This window comes from Streptococcus sp. A12 (assembly GCF_905372335.1).
Taxonomy (GTDB): domain Bacteria; phylum Bacillota; class Bacilli; order Lactobacillales; family Streptococcaceae; genus Streptococcus.
In genome coordinates this window covers 1-13,883 of sequence record NZ_CAJPOU010000037.1, presented here as the reverse complement: position 1 = coordinate 13,883, position 13,883 = coordinate 1, and the positions used below count along the sequence as shown (strand labels likewise).

Below are 13,883 nucleotides of genomic sequence, written 5' to 3'. Positions count from 1 at the left end.
ACTCAAAATTAAAAAGCTAGAGGTCCATAATTGGAAATCTCTAGCTTTTTTGTGGCTGAGAACAATGTTGTCCCAGACTATTTTTTACAGTGACTATTCGTTTTCTTCTTTTTTCTTAAGACCAAAGAAGGCTAGGATGGATGTCAACAGAGCGAGCATATAGATAGCAGGAGAGTCGGCTGTTCCTGTTTCTGGTAGGCTTGCAGCTGCTGGTTTAAATGTTTTTGCTGAGGTGAAGGACAGGTGATGGTTGTTGGCTTTGATCTGTGTATCGTCCTTAGCAGATGTAAAAGTATTCTTTGTTTGGCTAGCTAGTTGATTAGGAGAATTCGTACCAACTAGAGCTGGAATATATGTTTGATCCATTTTACCGGTAGATGGGATAACTGGTTGGTTATTGCTTCCTGGGTAGGACTTTGGATTAGCAGGATCTGTTCCTTGTTTGATTTCCTCAATATCTGCCACACCATCTCCATCTGTATCTTTGCTAGCAGAAATAGAAATGGTACGAGAATTTGGATTGATGGTTGCATAGGCTGTGAGATCTGCCTTAGCAAGGTAATCTGCAAAGGCAACGTCCATGGAAGGACCTTCCTCACGAGCTCCACCTAACATGGTGTAGCCATCCCCACCTGCTGCTAAGAAGTCATTAGTAGTCAAGTAATAATCTTTAGCAAGGTTGAGCGGTTCATATTGACCAGTTTCTGGGTTTTTAATTTCGATATAGAGGACGCGTTTTTCAGCTGGTAGGGTTGTATCGTAATAAACTTTTGCTCCAGAGACTTGGAGGAAGCCACCGCTTGGTTCAAGAAGGGGTTGACCGTTTTCGTCAAGAACGGTTTTGCCATCTTTTTCTTGTAAAATGGATCCAAGAGATTTAGCAAACATATCAGCAATATTCTGACCAGTTACTTTAATTTGAGAGATGGTATTCCCAAATGGAAGAACAGCAATGACGCTTCCTTTGGTGATTGGCTTGTCTTTGGCGATGGTTTCGCGTAAGCCGCCACCGTTGGTTACAGCAAGGTCTGTCTTATGGCTAAAACCAGTTTGACCATATTCGTAGAGGGCATCTGCCACGACATTTCCTAGGTTGGTTTCACGGACACGGACATTTTCCCGTTGACCGTTTAGTTCTACCGGACTATTGTCACGAACGATTTTTGCATTCTCAGCATCGTATTGTTCCTTGATCTTTTGGACCATGGCAGCTACTTTGGCATTTGGCACGACATTTTTTGTTGAAGCTGCTGAAATTTGTTGAGGGTTTCCAAGCAATTGGTTAGCCTGGTAGGTGATTTTACCGATATTGTTCAGGTAGCTACCGGTTTGGTTATAGGTCACGTTTTCTCCGTATGTAGTTGATTGAACAGTATGGGAATGCCCATCAATAACGGTGACACGTTTTCCTTTCAGTTTTGAGTTTTTAGAAAGTTCTTCAGCTAAGGTAGATCCTCGCCATTCGATTGGTGTAGTAGTATCTACTCCCAAGTGAGCAAGGACAACATAGTTTTTATAAGTCTTGCCTTCAGCAGTCGCGCGTGCCTCAATTTCATCGATGACCTTGTTTACTTCTGAAATAGGATCTGTAAAGGTTACACCTTGGACATTCTTAGGGTGAGTTTTAGTGGCTGTTTCAGGCGTTGTCACCCCGATGACGACAAACTCATCCCCAACGACATTCTTATCTTTATCGACGATGGTGGAAGCCTCAAATAAGCGAGCACCGTTGATGTAGGTGTTGGAGCTGAGAAGTGGGAAGTTCAAGATTTCTTTGTATTTCTTAGCCTCATCCAAACCAAAATCGAACTCATGGTTTCCGACTGCCATAGCATCGTAGCCAATTTCGTTCAAAATTTTAGCTCGTTCTTCCCCTTTTGAACTATTTGAAATCGGTAGTCCTTGGAAGGCATCTCCAGCATCTACGACTAAAGTAGATGGATTTTTCGCACGTTCTTCATCGATGACTGCGGCTAATTTAGCATCACCAATCACACCCTTTTCTTCGACGATCCGACCATGGACATCGTTGGTATGAAGGATATTTGCTTCAGGCAAGTCAGCTGAGCTCTCTGTAGCGCCTTCTGAAGTAGCTGTATTAGCTTCTGTTGAAGCAGGAGTAGCAGCATCTGTAGCATTTGTGGAAGCAGCAGCTACTTCAAGGTTAGTTTCTGGAGCTGTTTGCTCATCTGCAGCTACCTGAGAAGCTAGGAAGGCAGGAGCAAGCAATAAGATCGGCAAAAGAAGTTTCTTCTTTTTCATAAACGGTCCTCATTTCTATTTTATTGCATACTAAATATTATAGCTAAAAAGGAAAGAAAAGGAAAACGTTTTCTGATAGTTGGGCAAATAATCTTGTGAGAGCGTTGAGGTTCCAGCTAGTTGCTCTTATCCATAAAAAAAGAAAACTTTCGTTTTCTCATTTTCTTATTCTGTTATGGGTTGGTTCCAAGTGGTAAAGTCAGTCACACTTAACACGACTGTCGCGATTTCGATCGGCTCTTCTTTTGCACCAGTTGACAACCATTTTGTGATTACGGCTTCAATCGTAGCTGCAAAAATCTCAACAGCATACTTATAAGGAACTTGGAATTTATTAACCAAGTGGTCTTTGGCGTGTGGAGTATCGTCAAGAAGTTGCAGGGTGAAATTTTTCATTAGAAAATGAAATTCTTGGTAATCCATCTGCATCAAGGCATAGATAAAGTCATAATTATCTTGAATATATTGAAGTGAGGCAAGAAAATTTGCTCGATTGACGGTGCTTGTAGCGAAAAGTTCTCCCAACTCGCCTAAGAGTTCAGATTTAAGCTGGTTGAACATATCTTGTTTGTCTACATAATGGAGGTAGAAGGTACCTCGATTAATGCCGGCTTCCTTTGTTAGTTGGCTAATGGTAAGACTTTCAAGTGATTGTTCAAGAAGCAGGCGTGATAGGGCGCTTCGGATAGCATTTTTAGAATTCGTTTTTCTCTTTTTTCGGGTCATAGTTCCTCCTTTGTCATGTAGTTTGGTATAAATGTTGTTCACTAATCATCATATTATACAGAAATCAAATTTATTCATCAACAGAATAAAATTTTAGTATCATTCTATAAGTCTAAATGGCTTGAAATCAGGTCTTATTCTTATACTGTGAAAGCCATTTTGGAAGGATTATAAAATTTTTTCCCAGATCCACTTTCAAAGGGGCTATTATATAAAAATGAAAGAAAAACTTGAAATATCAGTTATTTAAACGCAAATAATCATTAATACTTATTTGTTATTATATCACAAACTAAGGAGAGGAGGGCAGATGATGCTTGGAGATTTCTATATCAGGAACTAGATAAGACCAAGCTTTTTCCTTGTCTATTTTTGCATAGAAAAGTATTAGTTTCTTGGATGGCTTTATTCATAAAATAGAGGAAATACATCCCTCACAAATTTCTTGTTTTTTAGTCATTTTAAGAGATTGATTATCCTTGGTCTTCCGGTAAAAAAGGACTATAATAAAGATAGGAACATGTGTTTAAGTGGGAGAAAAGATATGGCTTATATTGAGATGAAACATAGTTATAAACGCTATCCGTCAGGAGAAACTGACATCATTGCCAATAAAGATGTTACTTTTGAAATTGATAAAGGCGAATTGGTCATTATTTTGGGGGCATCAGGCGCAGGAAAATCAACAGTTCTCAATATTTTGGGAGGTATGGATAGCAATGATGAAGGGGAGGTACTAGTGGATGGGAAAGCCATCTCAAGCTTCTCCTCGCACCAACGAACGGATTATCGCAGAAATGATGTTGGTTTTGTCTTTCAGTTTTATAATCTCATCCCTAATTTGACAGCCAAGGAAAATGTTGAGCTGGCTTCTGAAATTGTTTCTGATGCCTTAGACCCTGAACAAGTCTTGAGAGAGGTTGGATTGGGTGAGCGTTTGAACAACTTCCCAGCCCAGCTATCTGGTGGGGAACAACAACGGGTAGCCATTGCGCGCGCAGTGGCGAAGAACCCTAAGATTCTCCTTTGTGATGAACCAACAGGGGCTTTAGACTACCAAACCGGTAAACAGGTTTTAAAGATTCTTCAGGACATGTCTCGTAAAAAAGGGGCAACAGTGATTATCGTCACCCATAATGCTTCTTTAGCGCCAATAGCCGATCGTGTCATTCAGATGCATGATGCCCAAGTAAAATCGGTGACCATCCATAACACTCCACTAGATATCGATAGCCTAGAGTATTAGGGAGGTTGTTCATGAAGCGAAAAGTATATTGGAAAAATCTATGTCATTCCTTTACCAGTTCCAAAGGGCGCTTTTTGTCCATTTTAACGCTGATGCTGCTGGGTAGCTTAGCCCTGGTCGGTTTAAAAGTAACGACTCCAAATATGCATCGGACTGCCCAGCGCTTTATAGACCAACAAGAAATGTTGGACCTAGCTGTCTTGGGAAATCTTGGTTTGGATAAGACTGACCAAGAAGAGCTACAAGGATTGACGGGGGCCAGCTTGGAGTTTTCCTACCTGACAGATGTGACGCTTGACGGAAAGGACGAAGCTGTTCGACTTTTTTCCATTCCAGAAACCATCTCACGCTTTCAGCTGACTTCAGGACGGCTTCCGCAGAAGGAAGATGAGGTCGCTCTAGCAGCGTTTTGGAAAGATCGTTACCAGATTGGGGATCAGCTAAGGATACATGAAAAAGCTGGAAGTCCATCTGTTTTAAAGACAAAAAACTATCGAATTGTTGGCTTTGTAAAGTCTGCTGAGATGTGGTCCGAAAAAGACTTGGGCCAAGCTACGAGTGGGAGTGGTTCCTTGGATGCCTATGGTGTCCTCTCAAAAGAAGCCTTTACTAGTCCTGTTTATAGCCTTGCTCGGATTCGGTTTGATGATTTGAGGGGGTTCAATCCATTCTCAACCAGCTATCAAGATCGTCTGGCCTCCCATCAAAAGGACCTGGAAGAACTCTTAGCTGGAAATGGTCAGGAGCGCTATCGAAAGTTGCAGGCTGATGGGAAACAAAAGGTCCAAAAAGGGCAAGAAGAACTTGATGCTGCCAACAAACAGTTAGCAGATGCACGCGAAAAGGCAGGTCAAGCACAGACACAATTAACAGAGCAATCCAATAAGCTGAATCAACTATCTACACTCTTGCCCAAGGAAGAATTAGAGGCGAGACGACTCGAGTTGGCAGAAGCCCAAAAGCAACTAGATCAGCAATTGGTCAACATTCAGACAGGTGAATCGGAACTAGCAACTAAACAGAAGGACCTGGAAAAGGCCAAGGAAGATCTGAAAAATCTAGAGCAACCAAACTATCATGTCTATGATCGAAAAACCATTCCAGGTGGCCAGGGTTACCTCATGTATAGTAATGCCAGTGCCAGTATCTCCGCCGTAGGCAATCTATTTCCTGTGGTACTCTACGCAGTCGCTGCCATGGTCACGTTTACGACCATGACTCGTTTTGTTGATGAAGAACGGAGCCATGCGGGCTTGTTCAAAGCCTTGGGCTATCGAACGAAAGATATCTTAGCAAAGTTTCTCTTGTATGGCTTGGTTGCTGGAACAGTTGGGACAGGCATCGGAACTCTTCTCGGTCATTATGTTTTATCAGGAACCATTTCGCAAATTATTACGCAGGGGATGGTCGTAGGCACTAGTCAACAGTATTTTTATGGGTCCTATAGCTTATTAGCCTTGGGGCTCTCCCTTCTTTCTAGCGTCTTTCCAGCTTATCTAGTCGCTAAGAGAGAGTTGAAGGAAGAAGCCAGTCACCTCCTCCTTCCAAAACCGCCAGTTTCCGGATCCAGTATTTTGCTCGAACGCCTCCCGTTTTTGTGGAAACGTTTGAGTTTCACCCAAAAGGTGACCGCTAGAAATATTTTTCGCTACAAACAGCGGATGGTGATGACCATATTTGGTGTTGCTGGTTCGGTTGCTCTTCTCTTTGCGGGCTTGGGGATTCAATCCTCAGTCGGTGGTGTGCCCCAACGTCAGTTTGGGGAAATCCTCAAGTATGATATGATTCTCTCAACCAAATCCAGTCTGACAGACGAAGAGGAAGAATCCTTGAAGAAGCGCTTGAAGCAAGCAGATATTAAAGAGACAGAAGCCATCTTTACCAAACAAGTGGAGGCTTCTTATCCTTCCGGACGTGGAAAACAAAGCATGACCTTAATGGTGTCCTCTAAAGACAGCTTGGAACCCTTTATCAATCTCCGCTCAGAAGAGGGAAGACTCGACCTATCCAATGGGGCGGTGATTACCAGTAAATTAGCGCAGCTGGCCAAGGTGGGCGTTGGAGATGACTTGCGGATAGATGGGCATACGATTAGGGTGGCTGAGATTACCGAAAATTATGTAGGCCATTTTGTCTATATGAATCAAGCGACCTATCAGAAAACCTATGGAAAAAGCGCTAAGATGAATGCCTATTTGGTCCGATTACAGTCTTCTTCTCAGCAGTTCGTCCAGAAGGTCAGTCGGGACATGATGGAAGAAGGGGCGGCGCTTGCTGTTACGCAAAATACTTCCTTGATTTCTCTCTTCAGTTCTGTGGCCCAATCATTGAATAAGACCATGATGATTTTAGTTCTGGTATCTATTTTGCTAGCGATGGTTATTTTGTATAATTTGACCAATATCAATGTGGCAGAACGAATCCGTGAGTTATCCACTATTAAGGTATTAGGTTTTCATCATCAAGAAGTCACCCTTTATATTTATCGAGAAACCATCCTCTTGTCTCTTGTAGGGATAGGATTGGGTTTACTAGGAGGTTTTTATCTCCATCGCTTTTTGATCGCCATGATTGCCCCAGATGCCATTCTCTTTTATCCGCGGGTGGCCCTTGGTGTCTATCTTTATCCTATCGCTGGCGTCATTCTGATCCTAGCTAGCTTAGGAATCTTGGTTAATCATCATCTTCGCAAGGTAGACATGCTGGAGGCTTTGAAATCTGTTGAATAAAAAAGAAACTTCTACCCTAGGGTGGAAGTTTTTTAGAGCTTTGGTATAATGAGAGAAGGAGAAAAGACATGACAAAAATTGCTTTGCTTTCGGATATACATGGGAATACAACTGCTTTAGAGGCTGTGCTTGAAGATGCCAAGCGGGCAGGTGTAGAAGAATACTGGTTATTAGGGGATGTTCTTATGCCGGGGACTGGTAGACGACATCTTTTGAACCTACTTGAAGAATTGCCCATTACCGTACAGATTTTAGGAAATTGGGAAGATAGCTTGTGGCGAGCGATGAAGGGGGTGCTGGATCCATCTAGGGCTAGTCACCGCTATTTGATGCGCCATTGTCAATATATCTTGGAAGAAATTCGTCCAGAAGAAATAGAGGCCATGCAAAGTCTGCCCATGCAAGTGCATCGGGAAGTTTCCGGCTTAAAAGTGGGCATTACCCATCATCTGCCTGATAAAAATTGGGGACGCGAATTGATCCATATAGGAGACCAGAAAGATTTTGATCGCCTCGTAACCAATCCCTCTTGTGATCTAGCAGTCTATGGTCATATCCACCAACAATTTTTCCGATATGGAAGTGGTGGAGAGCTCATCTTGAATCCGGGGTCTATCGGCCAACCCTTCTTTTTGCAAGCCAATCTTCGAAAGGATCTCCGGGCCATGTATGCTATTCTAGAGTTTGATGAATCGGGTTTGAAAGATGTTGACTTTCGGCGGGTGTCCTATGACATTGAGAAAGAACTCCAACTCGCTAAGGATCTGAAACTACCTTACTTCCAAGTTTACTATGAAAGTTTAGTCAATGGGATCCACCATACTCATAATCATGAGCTTCTTCATGAAATAGCCCAGCGAGAGGGACACAATGTAGAAGTAGACGCATGGTTGAGAGACTTTTTTAATTAGTGTAACAGTTGACATTACAACAAATAAGGGTATAATAGACTAAAAGAAAGAACTTTAACGTCTGGAGAGTAAATGTATTTAGTTACTGATGGCTTTAGATCCAGTTTAAAACATCCCTATCTAGATGGAAGAGAGGAGTATCCATGCAAATTTCAAGTCGTTTTACCATTGGAACCCATGTATTAGTCATGATTGCTTTAAAAGGAGATTGCACCAAGGTGACCAGTGATATGATTGCTGGCAGTGTTGGGGTGAACTCGGTCATTATTCGGAAGACCTTGTCTCAATTAAAAAAGGCAGGCTTGATCCATGTGGCGCGTGGAACAGGTGGGGCCGAGATGGCCAAAGAATTGGAAGACATAAGTTTGTTAGATATCTACCAGGCTGTTGAATGCCTTGGGAGGACTGGTCAATTATTTGGTTTCCACGAGCATCCAAATCCGGCTTGTCCGATTGGAAATAGCATCCATGGCGTCCTAGATGGGAAGCTGGAAGAGATTCAGTTAGCTATGGAAAAGGAAATGTCTCAGACCAGCCTCAAAGAAGTGGTGGAGCAAACCAAGAAACAAATGGAACTAGCAACCGTTTCTTGATTTGAGTCTGTAAGAAACGTGATGTAAAAAGGCCTTTCAGTATATACTGAAAGGCTTTTTTTGTTGAATGAAATGATTTAAAGTTTATCTAATTTTTATTTTTTAATAAATAAGACACTAACTAGAATAAATCCAATTGCATAAATCCATGTCCAGTAACGATTAGGAATGAACATAAAGGAAGAACGATCGCGCAAAGCAATGCGTTGCCCTGTTTCCTCATCAATCATATACCGAACTTGATTGGAAACAAATTTTTTCGTTAGCAAATAATTGACTGCTGCAGCAAGAATTCCTAACATACATCCTAAGATGATACTATCTGTACTCTTATTTACATTAAGATGCAGGAAGGAATAAATCATATTCGCCGAAGCTCCTCCAATCATAAGAGCGAGGGGAACGAGCAAGCCTTTACCAAGCCAAACAATAATTAAATAATCTCCTTATTTCCTATCTTAATCAAAATAGAGCAAGTCTTTGCTGGTTTCGGTAAAGAGGCCAAAGCCATCTTTTGTCACATAGCCACAGTCTTCAATTCGAACTCCGACTTTTCCAGGGATGTAGATGCCTGGTTCGACAGAGAAGCACATGCCTTCTTCGATGACCATGTCATTTCCTTCCATGATAGAAGGGAATTCATGCACGTCCATTCCAATGCCGTGTCCAAGGCGGTGGTTGAAGTATTCGCCGTATCCTGCTTTTTCAATGACGCTCCGTGCAGCACGGTCTACGTCATGTGCTGTTACACCTGGTTTGATCATATCTAGGGCAGCCTGTTGAGCTTCTAAAGTCAAGTGGTAGATTTCTTTTTTGAAATCATCTGGTTTTCCAACAGCGACTGTTCGCGTCATATCTGAAGCATAGCCATTCACCATACAGCCCAAGTCGAAAAGAAGAAGAGCATCTTTTTCAATTTTGTTGCTTCCAGGAATGCCATGAGGGTTGGCTGCATTGTTACCAGTCAAGACCATAGTTTCAAAGCTCATTTCATAGCCCAAGCGTTTGATGCCAAAGTCGATTTCTGCGACGATATCAGTTTCTGTTTTATCCAGTGAGATAGCGTCAAATCCCATATTGACAGCCTTATCCGCATATTGACCTGCAACCAACATTTTTTGGATCTCATCAAAAGATTTGATCAAGCGCATGCGGTTAATTCGAGGGCTGAGATTAGTAAATGTTGCTTGTTCAAAGACTGAACGAAGCCCATGGTACTTGGTCAAAATCAAATTATCAAATTCCAAAGCGACCTTTTTGGCTTCTGGATTAGCGCTAGCCCCTTTGATTTTTTCCCAAGGATTTTCAGAATCCACATAGCCTACCACTTGGAAATCCACAACTGCTGTCGCCCGTTCTACCTCAAGAGCAGGTACAAAAAGAAGTGGTTCATGGTCTGGATAAACGAACAAGAAGAGCTGACGCTCGTGAGGATCACTGTAAAATCCAGTTAGGTAATTGATGGTGACAGGATCGGATACAACAGCAACATCCGTTTTTTCGGTTTCAAGAAATGCTACAATTTGATCTAATTTAGACATAAGCTACCTTCTTTCTATTGATAATATTTTGTCAGATTTTCCCTAAAAAATCAAGAGTTTGCAAAAAGATGTTAAAATGCTTGAAAGTGTTTACAAGAAGTGATAGAATAGTTGTTATAGAAGACTGAAAACGAAATTTTCAATAAAGAAAGGAAGTATTATGAATACAGACGATACTGTAACCATTTACGACGTTGCCCGAGAGGCGGGTGTCTCAATGGCGACTGTTAGCCGTGTCGTGAACGGAAATAAGAACGTTAAGGAAAATACTCGTAAAAAAGTATTGGAAGTCATTGAACGTTTGGACTATCGTCCGAATGCAGTAGCTCGTGGACTTGCGAGTAAGAAAACCACAACCGTAGGTGTTGTGATTCCAAATATTACCAATAGTTATTTCTCTACTCTGGCAAAGGGGATCGATGACATTGCTGAAATGTACAAGTACAACATCGTCCTTGCCAACAGCGATGAAGACGATGATAAAGAAGTTTCTGTTGTCAATACTCTTTTCTCAAAACAGGTCGATGGGATTGTATTCATGGGCTACCACTTGACTGAAAAGATTCGTTCAGAATTCTCTCGTTCTCGGACGCCGGTGGTCCTTGCTGGGACAGTTGATGTCGAACATCAATTGCCAAGTGTCAATATCGATTACAAGCAAGCGACAGTAGACGCGGTTACACTATTGGCTAAACGAAATAAAAAGATTGCTTTTGTAAGTGGACCATTAGTAGATGATATCAACGGTAAGATTCGCTTGGCTGGCTACAAAGATGCTTTGAAAGCAAAAAAATTGTCTTATAGTGAAGGCTTGGTCTTTGAGTCTAAATACCGCTATGAAGAAGGCTACAACTTGGCTGAACGCATCATTGCATCTAAAGCAACAGCAGCCTTTGTAACTGGGGATGAATTGGCAGCAGGTTTGCTCAATGGTCTAGCTGATCAAGGTGTGAACGTACCGGAAGATTTTGAGTTGATTACCAGTGATGATTCGCAAATTACACGCTACACTCGTCCAAACCTTTCAACTGTTGGCCAACCACTTTATGATTTGGGGGCTATCAGTATGCGGATGCTGACAAAAATTATGCATAAGGAAGAATTGGAAGAAAGAGAAGTTCTTCTTGCCCATACCATCAATCATCGTGGGACTACGAAGAAGTAAAAATCAAAGGAAGCCAAGGCTTCCTTTTTTTTGTCTCTGTATGAATCTCCGGTAAAACTTGAAGGGGTCTGCTAAATCAGGTATAATAGAGGGTATGAAAGTTTTACTGTATCTTGAAGGAAAATCCGTTTTACAAAAATCAGGGATTGGTCGTGCCCTCCAACACCAGATGCATGCCTTGGATTTGGCTGGAATCCCCTATACTACGGATATTTTAGGAGATTACGATGTGGTCCATATTAATACCTATGGTCCTCGGAGTTTGTTGCTATTACATGCTGCCAAACGTCGGGGGAAAAAGGTCATCATGCATGGACATTCCACACGGGAAGATTTCCAAAATTCATTTATCGGATCCAATTTGTTTGCTCCCTTATTTGGCAAATATTTGGCTCATATGTATAAAAAAGCCGATTTTATTATTACCCCTTCAGAGTATTCGAAACAACTGATTCAGTCCTACGGGGTCAAGACTCCAATTGTCGCCGTTTCCAATGGGATTGATTTGTCTAAATATAAAAAAGATCCCAAAAAAGAAGAGGTTTTTCGGAAGCACTTTAATATCCAAGAAGGAGAGAAGGTCGTTTTATGTGCGGGTCTCTACTTTAGACGAAAGGGGATTGAAGACTTTGTAGAAGTGGCTCGTCGGATGCCAGATGTCCGCTTTATTTGGTTGGGGTCAATTAATAAATGGTTGATTCCTCGGGCTATTCGTCGTCTGGTCGAGAAAGATCATCCGAGCAATGTTGAATTCCCTGGCTATTTTAAGGGAGCTGTATTCCAAGGGGCCATGACTGGTGCGGATGCCTTCTTCTTCCCGTCTTACGAGGAAACGGAAGGAATTGTTGTCCTAGAGGCCTTAGCGGGTCACCAGCATGTCGTTCTCAGGGATATTCCAGTTTATCATGGTTGGGTGGACCAAGAGTCAGCAGAATTGTGTCATTCAGTGGATGAGTTTGTGGACTCTCTTGAAAAAGTCTTGTCTGGTCAAGTGGACAAGCGCGATGCAGGGGATCGAGTCGCTCAAAGTCGCTCAATTGATCTGGTAGCCGATCAACTAGTGAAAGCCTATCAGCAAGTATTGGAGATGTAATATGCGTATTGGATTATTTACAGATACTTATTTTCCACAGGTATCGGGGGTTGCGACCAGTATTCGAACCCTGAAAACAGAATTGGAGAAATTGGGACATACTGTTTTTATCTTTACGACGACGGATAAGGATGTCAACCGCTATGAGGACTGGCAAATTATCCGCATTCCAAGTATCCCTTTCTTTGCTTTTAAGGATCGGCGGATTGCTTATCGCGGCTTTACCAAGGCTTTGGCCATTGCCAAACAATACAAACTGGATATGATCCATACACAGACGGAGTTTTCTTTAGGACTACTCGGGGTTTGGATTGCTAAGGAGCTTCGGATTCCAGTAATTCATACCTATCATACCCAGTATGAAGATTATGTGCGTTATATTGCCAAGGGGATGGTTATCCGACCAAGTATGGTCAAATACATTGTTCGTGGTTATATGAATGACTTGGATGGGGTCATCTGTCCGAGTGAGATTGTCTATGATCTCTTGCTGAAATACAAGGTCAAGGCTGAAAAACGGATTATTCCAACAGGAATCGAGCTGGCGAAGTTTGAACGACCTGAAATCACACAAGTGGAGACGCAAGCCCTTCGTGAAAAATTAGGGATTCAAGAGGGTGAAATTATGCTCTTGAGCTTGTCACGGGTTTCTTACGAGAAAAATATCCAAGCCGTTATTGCGGCTTTGCCTAAAGTGCTAGAAGAAAATACGCATATTAAATTGATTGTGGCTGGAGATGGGCCTTATCTGGATGATTTAAAAAAACAAGCGGCCAAGCTTGGTGTATCAGATACGGTCGTCTTCACAGGGATGATTCCACCAAACGAAACAGCTCTATACTATAAAGCAGCAGATTTCTTCATTTCAGCTTCGACTAGTGAGACGCAAGGCTTGACCTATTTAGAGAGTATCGCTAGTGGGACACCCCTAATTGCTCAGAGTAATCCTTACTTAGATAATGTGATCAATGATCGGATGTTCGGAATCTTGTATGACCAGGAAGAAGATTTGGCAGCAGCTATTTTAGAAGCGACCTTAGCCACACCAGAGAAGGATGAGGCTAAGTGGGAGGAGAAGCTTTATGAAATTTCTTCGACAAATTTTGGTCGCAGGGTCTATGAGTTCTATCTGGATGCCATTATATCGAAAGATTTTTACAATGAACGTCATCCTGAGGAAAGCCGTACCAAACGGGTGACCAAGTCTATTGTGAAAATTCCGCAAAAGGTTATCGCTATGCCTGTGAATGGGTCTGTGAGAATCATGAAGGGCTCCTTTAAACAGGTGAAAAAGATACGCAACATTACCAAGCTATTGGATTAGAGTTCATCTCAAAAGCTAGGGGTCCTAAAGAAATGCTCCTGGCATAGGGGATAGGAAGCTTTTTCCTCTTGCAAAATATTTCAATCGTGCTATAATACTAGTCAGAGACATATCAAATCTAGGAAATCTGATAGAGAGCGCGTGGAGCTGGAAATCGCGTAGAGGATAGGTTTGGGACTACTCGGTGAACTTTTTATGCAAACATAAAACGGTGGCCACGTTAGAGCCAATCAGAGGTGTTCCTCTTTTTTGAGGAACATAAATGAAGGTGGAACCACGTTGCGACGTCCTTT

General features: G+C 42.1%; 11 protein-coding genes. 7 read left to right on the top strand and 4 right to left on the bottom strand.

Features of this window, described 5'->3' with window-relative positions; all coding sequences use genetic code 11:
- Nucleotides 1–93 precede the first annotated feature (93 nt).
- On the bottom strand, nucleotides 94–2,262 hold the full coding sequence (gene nt5e / locus QZ158_RS06100) for a cell surface ecto-5'-nucleotidase Nt5e (protein ID WP_293886745.1): 2,169 nt from the start codon (nucleotides 2,260–2,262) through the stop codon (nucleotides 94–96).
- A gap of 165 nt (nucleotides 2,263–2,427) precedes the next feature.
- Complete coding sequence (locus QZ158_RS06095; protein WP_048789594.1) at nucleotides 2,428–2,988, bottom strand: TetR/AcrR family transcriptional regulator; 561 nt, start codon at nucleotides 2,986–2,988, stop codon at nucleotides 2,428–2,430.
- A 544-nt stretch (nucleotides 2,989–3,532) separates the two neighbouring features.
- On the opposite strand from QZ158_RS06095, the gene QZ158_RS06090 reads away from it, so the two are divergent.
- The 4 genes from QZ158_RS06090 (at nucleotide 3,533) to QZ158_RS06075 (ending at nucleotide 8,467) form a co-directional block, all read left to right on the top strand.
- Nucleotides 3,533–4,234, top strand: coding sequence for an ABC transporter ATP-binding protein (locus QZ158_RS06090; RefSeq protein ID WP_293886742.1), 702 nt, complete (start codon nucleotides 3,533–3,535; stop codon nucleotides 4,232–4,234).
- 11 nt (nucleotides 4,235–4,245) lie between these two features.
- Nucleotides 4,246–6,963, top strand: coding sequence for an FtsX-like permease family protein (locus QZ158_RS06085; protein ID WP_293886740.1), 2,718 nt, complete (start codon nucleotides 4,246–4,248; stop codon nucleotides 6,961–6,963).
- A gap of 68 nt (nucleotides 6,964–7,031) precedes the next feature.
- Nucleotides 7,032–7,874 carry a metallophosphoesterase family protein gene (locus QZ158_RS06080; RefSeq protein ID WP_293886738.1) on the top strand — a complete coding sequence of 281 codons (843 nt, stop codon included), beginning with the start codon at nucleotides 7,032–7,034 and terminating at the stop codon, nucleotides 7,872–7,874.
- Between the two features lie 143 nt (nucleotides 7,875–8,017).
- Nucleotides 8,018–8,467 (top strand): Rrf2 family transcriptional regulator, encoded by a 450-nt coding sequence (locus QZ158_RS06075; RefSeq protein WP_293886736.1) that lies wholly within the window; start codon nucleotides 8,018–8,020, stop codon nucleotides 8,465–8,467.
- Nucleotides 8,468–8,562: 95 nt separating this feature from the next.
- On the opposite strand, the gene QZ158_RS06070 is transcribed toward QZ158_RS06075, so the two are convergent.
- On the bottom strand, nucleotides 8,563–8,832 hold the full coding sequence (locus tag QZ158_RS06070) for a cytochrome O ubiquinol oxidase (protein ID WP_293886734.1): 270 nt from the start codon (nucleotides 8,830–8,832) through the stop codon (nucleotides 8,563–8,565).
- A 93-nt stretch (nucleotides 8,833–8,925) separates the two neighbouring features.
- Entirely contained in the window at nucleotides 8,926–10,008 is a 1,083-nt protein-coding gene (locus tag QZ158_RS06065) for a Xaa-Pro peptidase family protein (RefSeq protein ID WP_293886732.1), read from the bottom strand.
- Between the two features lie 160 nt (nucleotides 10,009–10,168).
- Between QZ158_RS06065 and ccpA the strand changes: the two genes are divergently transcribed.
- From ccpA to QZ158_RS06050, 3 genes are all read left to right on the top strand, one after another.
- Nucleotides 10,169–11,173 (top strand): catabolite control protein A, encoded by a 1,005-nt coding sequence (ccpA, locus tag QZ158_RS06060; protein WP_293886730.1) that lies wholly within the window; start codon nucleotides 10,169–10,171, stop codon nucleotides 11,171–11,173.
- Nucleotides 11,174–11,267: 94 nt separating this feature from the next.
- Nucleotides 11,268–12,266 carry a glycosyltransferase gene (locus tag QZ158_RS06055; RefSeq protein ID WP_006597024.1) on the top strand — a complete coding sequence of 333 codons (999 nt, stop codon included), beginning with the start codon at nucleotides 11,268–11,270 and terminating at the stop codon, nucleotides 12,264–12,266.
- 1 nt (nucleotide 12,267) lies between these two features.
- On the top strand, nucleotides 12,268–13,590 hold the full coding sequence (locus tag QZ158_RS06050) for a glycosyltransferase family 4 protein (RefSeq protein ID WP_048789601.1): 1,323 nt from the start codon (nucleotides 12,268–12,270) through the stop codon (nucleotides 13,588–13,590).
- Nucleotides 13,591–13,883 lie beyond the last annotated feature (293 nt).